14 protein-coding genes are annotated in these 17,531 nt (G+C 63.7%); all 14 read right to left on the bottom strand.

Annotated features, from left to right (window positions below):
* Positions 1-8 precede the first annotated feature (8 nt).
* The 14 genes from smc to RE4_RS12650 all read right to left on the bottom strand — a co-directional run bounded on the left by smc (position 9) and on the right by RE4_RS12650 (position 17,452).
* Complete coding sequence (smc, locus tag RE4_RS12710) at positions 9-3,596, bottom strand: chromosome segregation protein SMC (protein ID WP_060938665.1); 3,588 nt, start codon at positions 3,594-3,596, stop codon at positions 9-11.
* Positions 3,597-3,622: 26 nt separating this feature from the next.
* Complete coding sequence (locus RE4_RS12705) at positions 3,623-3,907, bottom strand: acylphosphatase (RefSeq protein ID WP_020907281.1); 285 nt, start codon at positions 3,905-3,907, stop codon at positions 3,623-3,625.
* A 5-nt stretch (positions 3,908-3,912) separates the two neighbouring features.
* Positions 3,913-4,836, bottom strand: coding sequence for an SMP-30/gluconolactonase/LRE family protein (locus RE4_RS12700; protein WP_060938664.1), 924 nt, complete (start codon positions 4,834-4,836; stop codon positions 3,913-3,915).
* Complete coding sequence (locus tag RE4_RS12695; protein ID WP_020907278.1) at positions 4,836-5,288, bottom strand: OsmC family protein; 453 nt, start codon at positions 5,286-5,288, stop codon at positions 4,836-4,838. Before RE4_RS12695 ends, RE4_RS12700 begins: the two co-directional genes overlap by 1 nt.
* 41 nt (positions 5,289-5,329) lie before the next feature.
* Positions 5,330-6,199, bottom strand: a complete 870-nt coding sequence (mutM, locus tag RE4_RS12690) for a bifunctional DNA-formamidopyrimidine glycosylase/DNA-(apurinic or apyrimidinic site) lyase (RefSeq protein WP_019747953.1) — start codon at positions 6,197-6,199, stop codon at positions 5,330-5,332.
* 8 nt (positions 6,200-6,207) lie between these two features.
* Positions 6,208-6,981 (bottom strand): ribonuclease III, encoded by a 774-nt coding sequence (rnc, locus tag RE4_RS12685; RefSeq protein ID WP_019747952.1) that lies wholly within the window; start codon positions 6,979-6,981, stop codon positions 6,208-6,210.
* 19 nt (positions 6,982-7,000) lie between these two features.
* On the bottom strand, positions 7,001-7,183 hold the full coding sequence (gene rpmF, locus RE4_RS30705) for a 50S ribosomal protein L32 (RefSeq protein ID WP_007729318.1): 183 nt from the start codon (positions 7,181-7,183) through the stop codon (positions 7,001-7,003).
* A gap of 2 nt (positions 7,184-7,185) precedes the next feature.
* On the bottom strand, positions 7,186-7,746 hold the full coding sequence (locus RE4_RS12680; RefSeq protein ID WP_007729319.1) for a YceD family protein: 561 nt from the start codon (positions 7,744-7,746) through the stop codon (positions 7,186-7,188).
* Positions 7,747-7,935: 189 nt separating this feature from the next.
* A complete protein-coding gene (locus RE4_RS12675; RefSeq protein ID WP_003942696.1) occupies positions 7,936-8,697 on the bottom strand; it encodes a DivIVA domain-containing protein in 762 nt (253 codons plus the stop codon).
* Positions 8,698-8,828: 131 nt separating this feature from the next.
* Positions 8,829-9,323 carry a pantetheine-phosphate adenylyltransferase gene (coaD, locus tag RE4_RS12670; protein ID WP_060938663.1) on the bottom strand — a complete coding sequence of 165 codons (495 nt, stop codon included), beginning with the start codon at positions 9,321-9,323 and terminating at the stop codon, positions 8,829-8,831.
* Positions 9,320-9,886: a 16S rRNA (guanine(966)-N(2))-methyltransferase RsmD gene (gene rsmD / locus RE4_RS12665; RefSeq protein WP_003942746.1), complete on the bottom strand. Its 567-nt coding sequence runs from the start codon at positions 9,884-9,886 to the stop codon at positions 9,320-9,322. The genes coaD and rsmD overlap by 4 nt, the downstream gene beginning before the upstream one ends.
* Complete coding sequence (locus RE4_RS12660) at positions 9,883-13,287, bottom strand: pyruvate carboxylase (RefSeq protein WP_020969323.1); 3,405 nt, start codon at positions 13,285-13,287, stop codon at positions 9,883-9,885. Before RE4_RS12660 ends, rsmD begins: the two co-directional genes overlap by 4 nt.
* Positions 13,288-13,407: 120 nt before the next feature.
* Positions 13,408-15,669, bottom strand: coding sequence for an ATP-dependent DNA helicase RecG (gene recG / locus RE4_RS12655; RefSeq protein WP_029255116.1), 2,262 nt, complete (start codon positions 15,667-15,669; stop codon positions 13,408-13,410).
* Positions 15,670-15,742: 73 nt separating this feature from the next.
* Positions 15,743-17,452 carry a DAK2 domain-containing protein gene (locus tag RE4_RS12650; protein WP_020907273.1) on the bottom strand — a complete coding sequence of 570 codons (1,710 nt, stop codon included), beginning with the start codon at positions 17,450-17,452 and terminating at the stop codon, positions 15,743-15,745.
* Positions 17,453-17,531: the final 79 nt, after the last annotated feature.

Genomic DNA, 17,531 nt, shown 5'->3' with positions numbered 1-17,531 from the left:
AGCAGGGCTTACGTCGAGGCCATGTCTTGACCGCGAAGTCGCTGCGAAATCACGGTGGTGATGCCGTCGCCGCGCATGCTGACTCCGTACAACGCGTCGGCGATTTCCATCGTCGGTTTCTGGTGAGTGATCACAATCAACTGCGACTTCTCCCGCAATTGTTCGAAGAGTCCGATCAGCCGCCGCAGGTTGGTGTCGTCCAACGCCGCCTCGACCTCGTCCATCACGTAGAACGGGGACGGGCGTGCCCGGAAGATCGCGACCAGCATGGCCACCGCGGTCAACGACTTCTCGCCGCCCGACAGCAACGACAACCGCTTGACCTTCTTACCGGGCGGACGCGCCTCGACTTCGATGCCTGTGGTCAGCATGTCCGACGGATCGGTGAGAACCAGTCGTCCTTCTCCCCCGGGGAACAATTTCTCGAACACGCCCACGAACTCCCGCTCGACGTCGGCATAGGCCTCGGTGAACACCTGCAGGATTCGTGCGTCCACGTCTGCGACCACAGCAAGAAGGTCCTTACGGGCGGTCTTGACGTCCTCCAATTGAGTGGAGAGGAAGGTGTACCGCTCCTCGAGAGCTGCAAATTCCTCGAGCGCCAGCGGATTGACCTTGCCGAGGGTGGCGAGGTCTTTCTCCGCCCGCTTCGCGCGCCGTTCCTGAGTCGCACGATCGTACGGAAGCGGAGCGGGGGCGGTTACCTGCTCGCCGCGCTCCTTGGCCTGCTCGTACTCCTCGATTTCGAGAGCGGTCGGCGGCAGTTCGACGTCGGGTCCGTACTCGGCGATCAGATCATCGAGGCCGATACCGTACTGATCGAGGATCGACTCCTCGAGTTGTTCGATGCGCAGCGCTGCCTGAGCCTTCGCAACCTCGTCGCGATGGACGGCGTCGGTGAGTGAAGCGAGCTGTCCGGTCAGTGCCCGGACGATCTCGCGGACCTGATCCAGCTTGGCCGTGCACTCGGAGCGGGCCCGAGCCAACTCGTCGCGATGAGCAAGAGCTGCAGCGACGACGGCCTCGAGTTCGGCCGCCACGCGCTGCCCCGACTCGGCGACGGCAGCTGCAACCTCCGCAGCGTGCGCTCTGGCGCGCAGAGCCCGCTCGGCGCGAATTCGTGCCTCTCGTTCGGCAGCAGCGGCGCGGCGAAGCGAATCAGCCTTTCCGCGTACGGATTCCGCACGTTCTTCGGCGGTGCGCACGGCAAGGCGAGCATCCATTTCGACTATGCGCACTTCGGCCAGCGCTGCTGCGGCCATTTCGCGATCGGCAGCGGTCGATTCCGCACCGTGTCCCGGTGCACTGCCGTCGGTTTCGGCCACACGCAGACGTTCTTCCAGGTCCGCCAGCTTTGTCAGCGACTCACCGCGGCCCTCCTCGGCACGCACTCGCTGGGCGGTCAACCGCTCGGATTCCGCGTGGGCGACTCGTGCTGCTTGCCCCAATCTGCCCAACTGCTCGTAAATGGCGGACATGGCAGCGTCCGACTCGTTGAGCGCGGCCAAAGTCTGCTCCGCGGTCTCGCGTCGAGCGGCCTGTTCGGCCAGAGCGCCGGACAGCGCCGCGTCGAGTTCCTCGGATCGGCTCTCCGTTGCCGCCAGTTCCGCTGCTGACGCGTCGATCGCCGCCTGTACCTCCAGCGTGCTGGGTTGCCGATCCGAGCCACCGATCATCCACCCCGAGCCGTGCAGATCGCCGGAACGCGTCACTGCACGAATTCCCTTGTGGTCAGCAACAACTCGAATCGCGTCCTCGAGGGTCTCGACCAGGACAACGCCATCGAGTATTGCGGTCAACCCCGCACGCAACTCGTCAGGGCAGTCGATGACGTCGACGGCAGGACGACTGCCCGGTGCGATCTCGGCCTCGCGTTTGATCACCGGTTCACCGCTCACGATCAGCGACGCACGCCCACCGTCCTGATCTGCCAGCGCTGCAACAGCGGAGCGAGCAGAGTCCAGCGACTGCGCCACGACGGCGTCCGCCGCCGGCCCCATCGCGGCAGCGATGGCAGCTTCGTAGCCGGGTTCGACGTGAATCAATCCGACCAGCGAGGTGATGCCGTCGTCGCGCCGATGTTCGAGCAGCCAGCCGCCACCGTCCTTGCGCTGCAAGCCCATCGACAGTGCCTCGACGCGCGCACGGAGCGAAGCTATGCGTTGCCCGCTCGTCTTTTCTTCCTCACGAAGTTCTTCGACACGTGCGTCGATCATCTCGAGAGCTTCGACGGCGCGTTCATGATTGGTGTCGAGGCCTACTTCACCGGCGTCGAGGTCCCCGATGCTTTCCTGCACCGTGTCGAACTCGGCTTGTGCGGCATCCCCACGCAGACGAGCCTCGTCGATGGCCTCGGTCAGTCGCGAAACTTCCGCGTCGACGGATTCGACGCGGGTACGCAGAGTGTCGACCTGACCGGAGAGTCGAGCAAGACCTTCACGGCGGTCGGCGACGGCACGAACTTCCGCCATGTGCGCCCGTTCCGCTTCTGCTGCAGCATCTTCGGTGGCTGCCAGCTGGTCCCGAGCAGCTTCCGACGCCGCTCGCGCGATTTCGACGCCTTCGAGGAGTTCGGCCTCCTCGGCCGCAAGACGTTCGGCGCGCGCTTCCATCTCGTCCGGGTCCTGGCCGCGGTTGCCGACGGGTTCGGAGTCGAGATGTCGTGCACGCTCGCGGGCGATGCGCACGGTGGCGTTGACTCGTTCGGCAAGCGCGGAGAGCTGGAACCAACTCTGCGCTGCCGCTTCCGATCCCGGAGTCAGACGAGCGAGAGCTTGCTCCTGGCGCCCGAGTTCGAGGTTGGCCTCGTCGAGCGCGGCCGCCACCTCGTTGTGCTGTTCGCGGGCCGCTTTCTCGTCCTGCGCCTGGTCGTTGAGTTGGGTTCGACGGGTCACCAGGTCGTCAGCGGCCAACCGCATCTTGGCATCACGCAGGTCAGCCTGGACCGTCTGTGCTCGCCGAGCAACCTCGGCCTGGCGTCCCAGCGGTTTGAGTTGCCGACGCAGTTCCGCGGTGAGGTCACTGAGTCGAGCGAGATTGGCCTGCATGGAATCGAGCTTGCGTACCGCTTTTTCCTTGCGGCGGCGATGTTTGAGGACTCCCGCGGCTTCTTCGATGAAGGCGCGTCGATCCTCGGGGCGGGATTCGAGGATCGCGGCGAGCCGTCCCTGCCCGACGATGACATGCATTTCGCGGCCGATACCGGAGTCGCTGAGCAGTTCCTGGACGTCCATCAGACGGCAGGACGAGCCGTTGATCTCGTACTCCCCCGCGCCGTCGCGGAACATCCGGCGCGTGATCGACACCTCGGAGTACTCGATCGGGAGCGCGCCGTCGGCGTTGTCGATGGTCAAGGTCACCTCGGCGCGGCCCAGCGGCGCGCGGCCGGAGGTGCCGGCAAAGATGACGTCTTCCATCTTGCCGCCGCGCAGAGCCTTGGCGCCCTGCTCGCCCATCACCCAGGTCAACGCATCGACGACGTTGGATTTACCCGAGCCGTTCGGCCCGACGACACAGGTGATCCCCGGCTCGAACCGAAGAGTCGTTGCCGACGCAAAGGATTTGAATCCCTTGAGTGTCAGACTCTTGAGGTGCATGGGGGGAAACTTTACCGCCAAACCGGTCAGCGTTCGACGAACCCTGTCAGGTCGCCCCTGGCGGGGTCCCAGCTGTCGACCACGAGATCCACCGTGCCCGGTGTTGTTCCCGAGCGAAGCAACTCCAACAATTTCTCGAGCTGCGTGCGTTCGCCTTCCGCCACGACGAGCACTCGACCGTCACGCTGATTCGACGCATATCCGATCAACCCGAGTTCGAGGGCGCGGGCCCTGGTCCACCACCGGAACCCGACGCCCTGAACATATCCGTGAACCCACGCCGTCAACCGCACAGGCGGTGTCTCAGTCATGACGTTCAGCCCGCCACACGTTCGAGACGGTGGACGTCGCCGAGGAAACCGGTGGTGTAGAGCGAGTTGGGGTCCCAGCCCGGGCCGGCACCGAACTTCACCGCGGATGTGAACGGCAGACCCGAGGCGATCTCACACGAAGATCCTGAATCCGGATCGACGCGAACAACTTTGCCGCCGGCATTGAATGCGACGTACAACGCGCCGTCCGGTCCGACGGTCAGATCGTCCGCCATGTTTGCCGGACCGAACCCGGGGAGCGTGATCGTTCGCACCGGCCCGCCCAGATCGTGTGCGTCGAGGACGTGGACGGCGGTCACCATGTCGAAGGTCGTCGTCACGTAGATCGTCGAACCGGAGCGTGCGAGGCCGTCGACGGTGCCGAGATCCTCACGAACGATCGAACTGGTTCCGTCACTGTCGATGACCGTGAGCCCCGGCCGGGTCAGGGTGCGAGCTGTGAGGAAACGGTTACCGTCCAGTGGCACAAGCCCGTTCGGCATCACCAGACCGTCGGCAATCGTTGTCACCGATCCGTCTGCGACGTCGACCTTACGAAGGCTGCCGTCGGCGATTCCGAACAGACCCGAGACAGTCGAGTTGCCCGTGGTGAAGTACACGGAACCGTCACGCGCGACCAGCCCGCCAGGACCGGTGACGTCACCGACCAAAGTTGTCCGTGTTCCGTCCGGCGCCACTTTCAGCAGTGCACCCGGCCCGATCAGAGCCGACTGCGACAACACCATCGATCCGCTGCCGTCGAATTCGAGATTCTCGAGCATTCCGGCACCAGTCGTCACGACGCTCGACGTCCATTTGCCGCAACCACCGTCCGGGCCGTCGGCCGGGACCGAGGCCTGTGCCGGAGCACTCACCGCCACAACGGAACCCAGTGCGATCGCAGCGACAACACTGCCGGCGCGGGACATCAGGCTTCCGTGTCGAACGACAGCGTGACCTTGGTTCCGGCCTTGAGAGTGCGCCCGACCGTGCACACCTTGTCGACGGAACGCTCGACGAGAGTGATGAGGCGCTGCTGCGCTTCGGCATCCAACTCACTGAGGTCGAGTTCGAGAACCTCGTCGAGCTGCGGGTAGACCTCGTTTTCACGATCGGCGGCACCGGACACTCGGACCGTCGCGTCGTAGTTGTCACCGAGGCGGCGAGAGATCGGGAAGTCTGAGCTCATCCCGGTGCATGCAGCCAGTGCAATTTTGAGGAGTTCGCCGGGCGTGAAGACTCCTGGCACCGATTCGGAGCCGATGAGAACCTCTGCGCCGCGCGAACTCTTGCCGGTGTAGAGGCGGGTTCCTGTGCGTTCGACCCAAAGCTCCGTGTGAGCTGGGGCGGTTGCAGTGTTGTCTGGAGTCTGTTCAGCCATGACGCAATCTTGCCACTCCGCCGAACCGAAGGGGCGGAGACCTAGGCGATTCGCCGTGCCCTCGGGGTCGGCTGACACCGCGGGCAACTGAACGACGATCGATTCATGAACTTCTCACGCTTGATCGGCGCGCCGCATCGCGGGCACGGAAGATTCTCCTGCCCGTACGCCGACAGCGACCGGTCGAAGTAGCCCGATTCCCCGTTGACGTTCACGTACAGCGCGTCGAAGGACGTACCGCCCTGATCGAGCGCCTCGCCCATCACCGAGTGCGCCGCGGTCAACAGTTCTCGAAGTTTGGGCCTGGTGAGCGATTCGGCGATTCGGTTGCCGTGAATCTTTGCACGCCACAATGATTCGTCGGCGTAGATGTTTCCGATTCCGGAGACCACTGTCTGGTCGAGAATCGCCCGCTTGATCTCGGTGTGCTTGCCCCGCAGGACTTTCACGACGGATTCGAGATCGAACGCAGCATCCATGGGATCGCGAGCGATGTGCGCCACCGACTCGGGCAGCATCGTTCCGTCGACCTCGACGAGGGGTGAAATCGACCAGCCACCGAAGGTCCGCTGGTCGACGAATCGAAGATCAGCCCCGGAATCGAGGGCCAACCGAATGCGTAGGTGCTTTTCCCAGTCGACTGTCGGGGGTTGGACCAACATCTGTCCGCTCATCCCGAGATGAACCACCAGTCCGACACCGGCAGGCTCGAGAACCAGCCACAGATACTTGCCGCGACGCTCTGCCGAAGCGATGGTCTGCCCGGTGAGTTGGCCGATCAAGTCCTCGGAACCGAGAATGTGGCGCCTGATCGCGCGGGGATGGAGGACCTCGACGGCCTCGATCGCCGCACCTACAGCATGAGACTGTAGGCCGCGGCGAACGACTTCGACTTCGGGAAGCTCAGGCAAGAGTGAACTCAGCCGGCGAGATCAGACGGGTTGTCAGCAGCGACTGCGCTAGCAGCGGCATTCTCCGACATCGTCTTCCATGCCGAACTTGCTGCCTTCTGCTCGGCTTCCTTCTTGGAACGACCGACACCGACGCCCAAGGGCTTGCCACTGATGAGAACTGTGGCCGTGAATTCCTTGTCGTGATCGGGTCCGGTAGCGGTGATCTCGTAGACGGGAACTCCGGCACCGTGTTCTGCGGTCAGTTCTTGCAGACTCGTCTTCCAATCCAGACCCGCGCCGAGAAGCGGTGCGCGAGTGAGTAGATCGTCGAACAGATCGAGAACAACACGTCGCGCAGTATCGATGCCGTGCTGCAGGTGTATGGCGCCGAGAATCGACTCCATACCGTCGGCGAGGATGGACGGCTTGTCACGGCCGCCCGTCATTTCCTCACCCTTACCCAGCAGCAGGTGCGCTCCGAGTCCACCTTCACCCAGAGTCCTGGCAACCTCGGCGAGTGCATGCATGTTGACCACGCTGGCACGAATCTTCGCCAGATCACCTTCGGATTTGTCCGGGTGGGACAGATAAAGATTTTCGGTCACCGTGACGCCGAGAACGGAATCCCCGAGAAATTCGAGGCGCTCGTTCGTGGGCAGACCGCCGTTCTCGTACGCGTACGAGCGGTGCGTGAGAGCCAGGGTCAGAAGACCGGGCTCTATATCTACGCCGACAGCGGCGAGGAGCTTGTCGTGATTGCCCTCGCCGCCGGCGGCTGAAACTGTATTTTCGCTCGTCATAGTCTTTCTCCGGGGAGAACTAGACAGCAGCGGTTACCTGGCGGCCCTTGTAAGTACCGCATGACGGGCATGCGATGTGGGGAAGGGTCTGCTCGCCACAGCCACGGTTGGGGCAGGTAACGAGGGTGGGCACAGTGGTCTTCCACTGGCTACGACGCGACCGCGTGTTGGATCGCGACATTTTGCGCTTGGGGACAGCCACTTCTACTTCTCCTCGGCTTCGGTGATCACAAGATTTTCGCTGGTGTTTGATTCCACGCCAAATTTGGCCGCGAGACCAGCCCAGCGAGGATCAAGTATGTCATGCCCATGCCCAGATTCCGCAATCGCCAGGCGAATGCCACATTCTGAGCACAATCCCAGGCAATCGTCACTGCACAGAGGCTGGAGCGGAAGCGCCAGACCGACTGCATCGACGATGACCGGTTCGAGGTCGATTTCGTCGTCTTCGACCGCGTAGACCTCTCCCTCTTCCGTCGTCTCCTCGGTGGTGCTGTCCGGGTAAGCGAACAACTCCGTGAGATAGATGTCCACGGTGTCAGTGAAAGGTTCAAGGCACCGCGAGCATTCACCCTTGGTGGGTGCGTGCACGTTTCCGGTGACGAGAACGCCTTCGGACACTGCTTCGAGACGAAGATCGAGATCTATGTCCGCGCCCGCTTCGATCGCGATCAGATCGAGACCGATACGGTTCGGGGACTGAATTGTTCTCTCGACGGTACGCATCGACCCTGGACGACGACCGAGCTTGACCGTGTCCAGCAAAAATCCCGCATCACTTGACTGATGCGACGAACTACGACGATGCGTTGACAAAGAGAACTCACCTAACTGTTGAAACTGGTATGGGCAACCACTCCACAATACGGCAGCTACAACGCAAATCCCAATTCCGTCCACGAAAAAGTGGGCCGCCCCATATCGGACGACCCACCCTCGACTGTCTCGTTCGCTCTAGCGACGACGCTCCGAACGACGATCGTCGTCCTGGTAGTCGGGGACTCCCGAACCTGTTCGAAGCTGTTGACGACCACGCCCGACCGATCGAACCGTTCCGGTGAGGAACTCTTCGAACTCGGCCAACTTGGTGTCCACGTACAGGTCACACTCCGAACGCATCCTGTCGGACTCGGCATGAGCGGCGTCGATCACTCGCGCGGATTCCGCGTGAGCTGACTGGACAACCTCGGTCTGCGACACCAGACGAGCCTGCTCCGCCGTTCCCTCCGCCACCGAATGTTCGTACGAGGCCTGGCCGGACTCGATCATCCGATCGGCCTCGGCACGCGCCCGTCCGGTGACGGCCTCGTACTCACGACGGCCGTCGGTGACGGTCCGTTCCGCTTCTGCTTCTGCGTCCTCGACCAACTGATCGGCGTGTGCGCGTGCTTCGGCAACCATGCGATCGGCCTGAGCCTTGGCATCGGACAGAATCCGGTCGGCGTCGTCGCGTGCGTTCTCGACAGTCGAGGTTGCCTCGGCATTGGCGCTGCTGACCGTCTTCTCGGCGTTTGCTCGCGCGTCACCGACCAATTTGTCGCGATGATCGAGGACGTCCTGCGCGTCGTCCAACTCGCTCGGAATTGCGTCCCGGACGTCGTCGAGTAGCTCGAGTACGTCACCGCGAGGCACAACACACCCTGCGGTCATGGGAACACCGCGCGCCTCTTCGACAATTGCGACCAGTTCGTCCAGTGCCTCGAATACGCGGTACACAAGCAACCCCAATCTCTACCGGCCGAAATCGGCCCACATCGTCACCGGTCCACTCGGACCTGTGCCCGTTCCTGTCCAAGTTTGCCGGAAGAACGGCCAACGGGGTGTCGTCGTGGTCGGTGTGTCGGGGATCAGCTGTTTTCGGCTGCTCGTTCGGCGATACGCGCGAGTAGCCGAGAATGCACCTTGGCCGGGAGCATGTCGGAGACGTCGCCGCCGAAGGTCGCAACTTCCTTCACCAGAGAACTCGACAGGTAGCTGTAGGTCGGGTTCGTGGCAACGAAGAGCGTGTCGACGCCCGTGAGCTTCTGATTCATCTGAGCCATCTGCAGCTCGTAATCGAAGTCGTTCGCGCCGCGCAGACCCTTGACGATCGCGCTGAGGCCTTCTTGTTTCGCGTAGTCGACCAACAATCCGTGCCACGACGTGACGCGAATGTTGGGCAGGTGGCTCGTCGCGTCTTCGAGCATCTCGATCCGCTCGTCGATCGTGAACATGCCACGCTTGCTCTTGTTGATCAGCACGGTGACCACGACCTCGTCGAATTGCGCAGCAACTCTTCCGATTACGTCGAGGTGACCGTTGGTCACAGGGTCGAAGGATCCGGGGCAGACGGCGCCAGTCATGAGTCCAGACCGTAGCAGGTGGCCAGCTCGATGCGGGCTTCACCGTAGTTCTTGGCCTTGATCGGCTCGTAGCCCTGAGGCCACACAGTCTCCGGCGAGCGCGACGAACGTTCGAGTACGACGATCGTGCCCTCCCCCACCCATTTGTTGGCCTGCAGATCAGCGAGCATGGACACGACGGCCTCGTCGGTTACCGCATACGGCGGGTCCGCGATCACGATGTCGTATTCACGCGCGCTCGGACCCGAGACCACGGCCGCAACCGGAGCGGCGCGAACCGTCGCCCCCGGCAACGCGACAGTGCCGATGTTCGCCTTGATGACGGCAGCAGCCTTGGCATCGGATTCCACGAGAACAACGTGCTCGGCTCCCCGCGAGAGCGCCTCGAGGCCGAGAGCACCCGAACCCGCAAACAGGTCGAGAACCGCGCACCCTTCGAGATCGATGCGCGCTTCGAGAGCACTGAACAGCGCCTCACGAACCCGATCCGACGTCGGACGGGTGCCGCTCGGCGGGACTCGCAGGCGTCGACCGCCCGCGAGTCCCGAGATGATGCGTGTCACTCTGCGGCGCTCTCCCCCGTCGAGACGACTACCAGCAGGTCTCCGCCCTCGACCTGTTGGACGGCGCTGATCGCGATCCGCGAGACGACGCCAGCGCGCGGCGAGGTGATCGCCGCTTCCATCTTCATCGCTTCGATCGTGGCCACGGTGTCGCCGGCCTCGATCTTCTGGCCTTCCTTGACCGCGAGCGTCACGACGCCCGCGAACGGTGCAGCCACGTGGCCCGGGTTGTTCTTGTCGGCCTTCTCCGCCACCGGTACGTCACTGGCAATGGAGCGATCGCGGATCGAGACCGGGCGAAGCTGGCCGTTCAGGATGCACATGACAGTGCGGTAGCCGCGCTCGTCGGGCTCGGAGATCGCCTCGAGACCGATGATCAGCTCCACGCCGGGAGCCAACTCGACCCGGTGCTCGTCGCCGCGCCGCAAACCGTAGAAGAACTGGTTTGCCGAAAGCCGCGACGTGTCACCGTACTTCTCGCGGTGTTCGAGGAATTCCTTTGTCGGGCCGGGGAACAGCAGACGGTTCAGCGTCGCCTGACGGTCCTTCGACGAGCCCTCTAGCAGCACCTCGTCCTCAGCGGACAACGTCGCTTCCGGCTTGGCCTGGCCACGTCCTTCGAGTGCCTTGCTGCGGAACGGTTCCGGCCAACCACCGGGAGGCGTACCGAGTTCACCGCGCAGGAAGCCCACCACGGAGTCGGGAATGTCGAACTTCGCCGGATCTGCGGCGAACTCCTCCGAAGGCACGCCGGCACCGACAAGATGGAGCGCGAGGTCGCCGACGACCTTCGACGACGGCGTCACCTTCACGAGATGCCCGAGCATGCGGTCTGCGTCGGCGTACTTGGCTTCGACCTCTTCGAACCGGTCGCCGAGACCGAGAGCAACGGCCTGCGTCCGGAGGTTGGAGAGCTGGCCGCCCGGAATCTCGTGCGTGTACACGCGACCCGTCGGCGCCGGCAGTCCGGATTCGAACGGCGCGTACACCTTTCGCAGCGCCTCCCAGTACGGCTCGAGGTCGCACACGTTCTGCAGGTTCAGTCCGGTGTCGAACTCGGAGTGCGCGGCAGCGGCGACGATGGCCGAGAGCGCAGGCTGGCTGGTGGTTCCGGCCAGTGCCGCGGAAGCACCGTCGACTGCGTCGGCGCCCGCCTGCCACGCTGCGAAGTACGTGGCCAGCTGTCCACCGGGAGTGTCGTGCGTGTGAACGTGAACCGGCAGATCGAAGTTGCTGCGTAGCGCCGTCACCAGCTTGGTAGCTGCCGGAGCGCGCAGCAGGCCTGCCATGTCCTTGATCGCGAGCACGTGAGCGCCGGCATCGACGATCTCTTCGGCCAACTTCAGGTAGTAGTCGAGCGTGTACAGAGTTTCGTTCGGATCCGACAGATCACCGGTGTAGCTCAGCGCAACCTCCGCGAGGGCCGTTCCGGTTTCACGCACCGCGTCGATGGCGGGCCGCATCTGGTCGACGTTGTTGAGCGCGTCGAAGATTCGGAAGATGTCGATACCGGTGTCGGTGGCTTCCTGAACGAATGCGCGCGTGACCTTTTCGGGATACGGCGTGTAGCCCACGGTGTTTCGGCCGCGAAGAAGCATCTGAAGGCAGATGTTCGGGATCGCCTCGCGGAGTGCGGCGAGCCGGTACCACGGATCCTCGTGCAGGAAGCGAAGTCCCACATCATAGGTCGCGCCGCCCCAGGCTTCGATCGAGAGCAGTTCCGGCGTCAACCGCGCAACGTGCCCGGCTACTCCGAGCAGTCCGCTGGTCCGAACTCGCGTGGCCAACAACGACTGGTGCGCGTCACGGAAGGTGGTGTCGGTGACGCCGACGGCCTTCTGCTCACGCAACGCCTTCGCGAAACCTTCGGGTCCGAGTTCGAGCAGTCGCTGACGGCTACCGGCAGGAGGAGGCGTCGAGAGATCGATCTTGGGCAGCTTGTCCTGCGGGTACACCGCCGAGGGCCGCTCACCGTGAGGCTTGTTGACCGTCACATCCGCGAGGTAGGTCAGGATCTTCGTGCCGCGGTCTGCCGAAGAACGCAGAGTCAGCAGCTGAGGACGTTCCTCGATGAAGGAGGTCGTCACGCGTCCGGCCCGGAAGTCCGGGTCGTCGAGAACCGCCTGCAGGAACGGAATGTTGGTCGAGACGCCACGAATGCGGAACTCGGTGACCGCGCGGCGAGCCCTCGCGACAGCGGCTTCGAGGTCACGACCACGGCAGGTGAGCTTGACCAGCATCGAGTCGAAGTACGCGCCGACCTCGGCTCCGAGCGTCGCGCCGCCGTCCAGGCGGATGCCGGCTCCGCCCGGGGTGCGGTACGCGGTGATGCGGCCGGTGTCCGGGCGGAATCCGTTGGCCGGATCCTCGGTCGTGATGCGGCACTGCAGCGCCGCGCCGCGAAGCTTGATCGTGTCCTGTGACAGACCAAGTTCTTCAAGCGTCGAACCGGACGCGATCTTGAGCTGCGACTGGACCAGGTCCACGTCCGTCACTTCTTCGGTGACGGTGTGCTCCACCTGAATTCGCGGGTTCATCTCGATGAAGACGTGATTGCCGCGCTTGTCGAGGAGGAACTCGACGGTGCCTGCGCACGTGTACCCGATCTCCTTCGCGAACGCGACGGCGTCGGCACAGATCTTGGCGCGCAACTCTTCCGAGAGATTGGGCGCCGGAGCAAGCTCGATCACCTTCTGGTGGCGACGCTGCAGCGAGCAGTCACGCTCGAAGAGGTGGATGACGTTGCCCTGCTCGTCGGCGAGGATCTGCACTTCGATGTGCCGGGGGTCGATGACGGCCTGCTCGAGAAAGACCGTCGAATCGCCGAAGGCCGATTCCGCTTCGCGCGCTGCGGCTTCGATCGATTCCTTGAGCTGTGAGCGCTCCGCAACGCGGCGCATTCCGCGTCCACCGCCGCCTGCAACGGCCTTGACGAAGATCGGGAAGGTCATGTCCTCGGCGGCCGCGAGCAACTCGTCGATGTCCGCTGACGGCTCCGAGGACGCGAGCACGGGGAGACCGGCGGCCTTTGCCGCTGCGATGGCCCGAGCCTTGTTTCCGGTCAACTCGAGGATCTCGGCGGACGGGCCGACGAACTTGATGCCTGCCTCGGCGCACGCCGCCGACAGATCCGGGTTCTCGGAAAGGAAGCCGTAACCGGGGTAGATGGCGTCGGCTCCGGCACTCTTGGCGGCGGCGACGATTTCCTCGACTGAGAGATACGCCCGAACGGGGTGACCCTTCTCCCCGATCTGGTAGCTCTCGTCTGCCTTGAGACGGTGGATCGAGTTCCGATCCTCGTACGGGAACACCGCGACGGTTCCGGCACCTAGTTCGTAGGCGGCGCGGAAGGCACGGATCGCAATTTCGCCGCGGTTCGCGACGAGCACTTTGGAGAACATTCGAGAAAACTACCCCGATTTCATCTTGCGTCTACATGCGGAGTCTCATATTTCGGACTGAATCGAGAAACCAACCCGGCGGTCCTCGTGCTATTCGATTTCAGCTTGTCGTCATACCCGTCACGACTTTTCGAGGTACTCGATCCGGTCGGAGTCCAGGGCAGCGGTCACCATGGAAGCGAGGGCGGGATGATCCTCGAGCGACGGATCGGAGTCGACGATTCCCTGAGCGAACTCCCTGGCGGACTCGAGGATGTCTCCGTGGGCCATGAGGGAAAGCAGTCTCAGATTCGAGGTTGTGCCAGACTGCGCCGCACCGAGGATGTCTCCTTCACGTCTGGTCGCGAGGTCGAGTTGTGCCAGTTCGAACCCGTCGTTGGTCGCTGCCACCGCAGAGAGCCGCTCGTACGCCGGTCCGCCGGGATTGCTTCCGGTGACGAGGATGCACAGTCCCTGGTGCTTGCCTCGACCGACTCGTCCACGTAGTTGGTGGAGCTGACTGACGCCGAACCGCTCGGCGTCGACGATCACCATCACCGTCGCATTCGGAACGTCCACACCGACTTCGACGACAGTCGTACAGACGAGGACGTCGATGTCACCGACGTTGAATGCGCTCATCACGACGTCTTTTTCGTCGGAAGGCAGTCGACCGTGCAGCAACCCGACTCGCAGATCGGCCAGCGGGCCACTCGACAGCTCTTCGAAGACGTCGACCGCCGACTTGGTCTCGGGCTGCTTCTCCTCGGTGAACTGGTCCTCACCGGCACCCTGCTCACCGTCGCCGATGCGTGAGCACACGACATACGCCTGACGACCAGCGGCAACGTCCTCACGGATTCGTTCCCATGCGCGATCCACCCACTGCGGCTTCTGCTTCGCGGGCACGACGCTGCTCTTGATCGGGGTTCGCCCACGCGGTAGTTCCCGCAGGGTCGAGACCTCGAGGTCGCCGAGCACCGTCATGGCGATGGTTCGCGGAATCGGCGTTGCCGTCATCACCAGCAGATGCGGACTCAGACCTTCACGCGCTCGTGATCGCAACTGATCACGTTGCTCGACGCCGAAGCGGTGCTGCTCGTCGACGACAACCATGCCGAGGTTGAAGAACTCCACGTTGTCCTGGATGAGCGCATGGGTACCGATGACGATCCCGGCGTCGCCGGTCACGGCTTCGAGCAGCGCTGCGCGCTTCGCAGCGACCGGCAGCGAGCCGGTCAGAAGGGCGATACGGGTGGAATGTTCGGCCGAACCGAGTTCACCGCCTGCGGCCAGCGGGCCCATCATCTTGCGCAGTGATCGCGCGTGCTGATTTGCCAGGACCTCGGTCGGTGCGAGCAACGCGCACTGATAACCGGCGTCGACGACCTGCAACATCGCGCGCAGAGCCACGATGGTCTTGCCTGACCCGACCTCGCCCTGAAGAAGCCTGCTCATCGGGTGTGGGCGGGCGAGGTCGCTGGAGATCTCCTCCGCGACTGCTTGCTGTCCCTCCGTCAGAGTGAACGGGAGCATCTCCTCGAACTGGTCCGCGATCCCGCCGGCAACCGGAGCGCAGGCCGGCGCCACACGCTCGGAATTGTCGTGACGACGCATCGCGAGGACCAACTGCAGAGACAGCGCCTCGTCGAAACGCAGACGATCCTGAGATCGTTCGATGTCCTCCTTGGTATCCGGGAGGTGAACGGTGCGCAGTGCCTCGTCCAAACCGATGAATCCGTGCTCGGCCCGAGTCTCGGCGGGCAACGGCTCCTCGATCGGATCGAGTTGATCGAGCACTTGCCGCACGCACCGCATGATGGTCCAACTCTCGACCTCGCGGGTCGCCGGGTACAGCGGGATCAATGCGCGGTCGAAGACGGACAGATCGAGTTCGGCGCCGGGGTCCTGGTTTGCGCGAGCCAGACCGGCAAGGTCACCGGCCCCTTTGATGGATGCAAGCGGAACTACCGAATCCTCCTCGCCGACACGAGGTTCCGGGAGGATCAGGTAGCTCGGGTGGGTGAGAGACCACTTGCCGCGGAAGTACTTCACCGTCCCGGAGAACATCGCGCGCACGCCGGGCTTGATGACGTGCCGCACCTTCTGCGGATTGAAGAACGTGACGTCGACGGTCTGCGAATCAGTCGCGAGCGATACTCGCAACATCTGCCCCGGACGGTTCTTCATCTTCACGACCGCCGCCGACGCCACCCGCGCGATGATGGTGATGTGCTCACCCTCGGGCGGCTCCTTCTCGGCAAGTTCCTTGCCTGCCGACGCGTACCGGTGTGGGTAGTGACGCAGCAGGTCCTCGACCGTCCGAATCTCGAATGCCTCGTCGAGCGCGTCCGCGGTCTTCTTTCCCAGCAGCCGATCGAGTGGGTCGGCGAGCGTCGCCATCAGTTCCTCCAGCACAGTGTCGCGGTAAGCACATGTGTTCGTATATCAGTAGTCACCGACAGACCCGGTTCGATCACTCCACACCCAACTGGAACAGGTCACCCGGCTGATCACCCTGATAGACGAGCACGTCGACGCCCGGATGGTGCGCGATGACGTGCGCCTCGAGCTGCCCGGCCAGGTCGTCCGGCGCGTCGGCGCCCATGAGTAGGGTCACGAGTTCGCCACCGGATCCGAGCGCGAGGTCGACCAGTCGCGCACTCGACTCCGCGACGTCGGGACCGATGAGCACCACCTCGTGCCCCATCAGACCGATCGCGTCACCCGGATCACACGTCCCGACGTACGTCAGCGAACGCTCGACCGCAATTCGCAATGATCCCCAGCGCGTCGCAGCCGCCGCCTCGGACATCGTGAAGCCGTCGTCGGCGACGTTGCGTTGGGCGTCGTGGACGGCAAGTGCGGCCAAGCCCTGAACCATCGACGATGTCGACAGCAGCAGAACCTGGTGAAGCGGATCGCGCGCAGCGGCACTGACTGCGACCAGTTCCTGAGCCGTCAAGGCGCCGTTCGGCAGCACCAGAACTTCGCTTCGCTCCATCTGACGAATGCGGCCGAGCAGTTGCGCACGTGTCACCGGCGCGTCGTCGCACCGAAGAACCGTCGCGCCCTCACTCTCGAACAACGCCGCCGCACTCTCACCGGCAACGACGGCCAGAACGCCGCGGGCACCGGCACCCGGGAATCGCCTCTCCGCCCGTGCCACCAACTGGTCGCGTTCGTCGACGAGAAAACTGCTGATGCGAATACCGTGGACCTTCCCGGCTTCGAGGCCGGCTTCGACGGCTGCACCGGCATCGCAGCAATGCACGTGCACCGACCAGCCACCGAAGCCGTCGCTGACGATGACCGTCGAATCTCCGAGGACGGACAGCCGCGTGCGCAGCGCCGTCATGCGATCGTCGTCCGAGTCGTCGACGAGGTACATGACCTCGAAATCCTGTTCCGAGTGATCACCACATTCGATCGGGCTCTTGTGAGCCCAATCGTGATCGAATGCGCTGACGTCGACAACTGCGCTCGACCTCGGGTCCGGCGTCCCCAGATCCTCGCGAACCTGCGACTTCCCGGTCACCACCTCGACAAAAGCGTCGAGGATCAGAACCAGACCGAATCCCCCGGCATCGACCACCCCGGCCGACGCCAGAACGTCCAGTTGCTCCGGGGTCTTGTTCAGCGCGATCGCAGCCGCATCGGCAGCGGCGGCAACCACGGAAGCAAGGTCCTCGCCGCTCGGCGTCTTGGTGTCGACGCACTCCTGCGCTGCCTCACCCGACGCGCGCAGAACCGTGACGATGGTGCCTTCCACCAGATCGGAGACAGCCCGAGAAGCCAGTCCCGTCGCCGTGGTCAGTGAGTTCGCAAAGCTCCGGCCGTCGATGTGCTCGCCTTGAACGCTCTCCGCGATACCCCGGATCACCTGGGAGAGGATCACTCCGGAATTACCGCGTGCACCGGACACTGCGCCCCGAGCCAGCGCGTTGGCGACGCGGCCGGCACTGCGGACGTCGTCCTCGATCGTCTCGGCGGAATCGAGCGCGGCCCGCATCGTGAACAACAGGTTGGTGCCGGTATCCGAATCAGGGATGGGAAAGACGTTGAGGCTGTTGATCTCACCGCGACGTTTCTGGAGGCTGTCGACCGCCCGGCGGGCCCAGCGCCGCAGCAGATGTCCGTCCGCGACGGATTCCGCTTCTTCGGCGACGCGTTGCACTTCCCCCACTGACGGTTCCCCTCCACGATGGACAGACAGACGATGGAAAGACTGACGATGAAAAAGAGATCGGTGATCGGTGCAGTCG

The sequence above is a fragment of the Rhodococcus erythropolis NBRC 15567 genome (assembly GCF_001552595.1).
In the GTDB taxonomy this organism is placed as follows: domain Bacteria; phylum Actinomycetota; class Actinomycetes; order Mycobacteriales; family Mycobacteriaceae; genus Rhodococcus_F; species Rhodococcus_F erythropolis.
The sequence above is the reverse complement of the archived record's forward strand: the minus strand, read 5'-3'. Positions and strand labels throughout refer to the sequence as shown.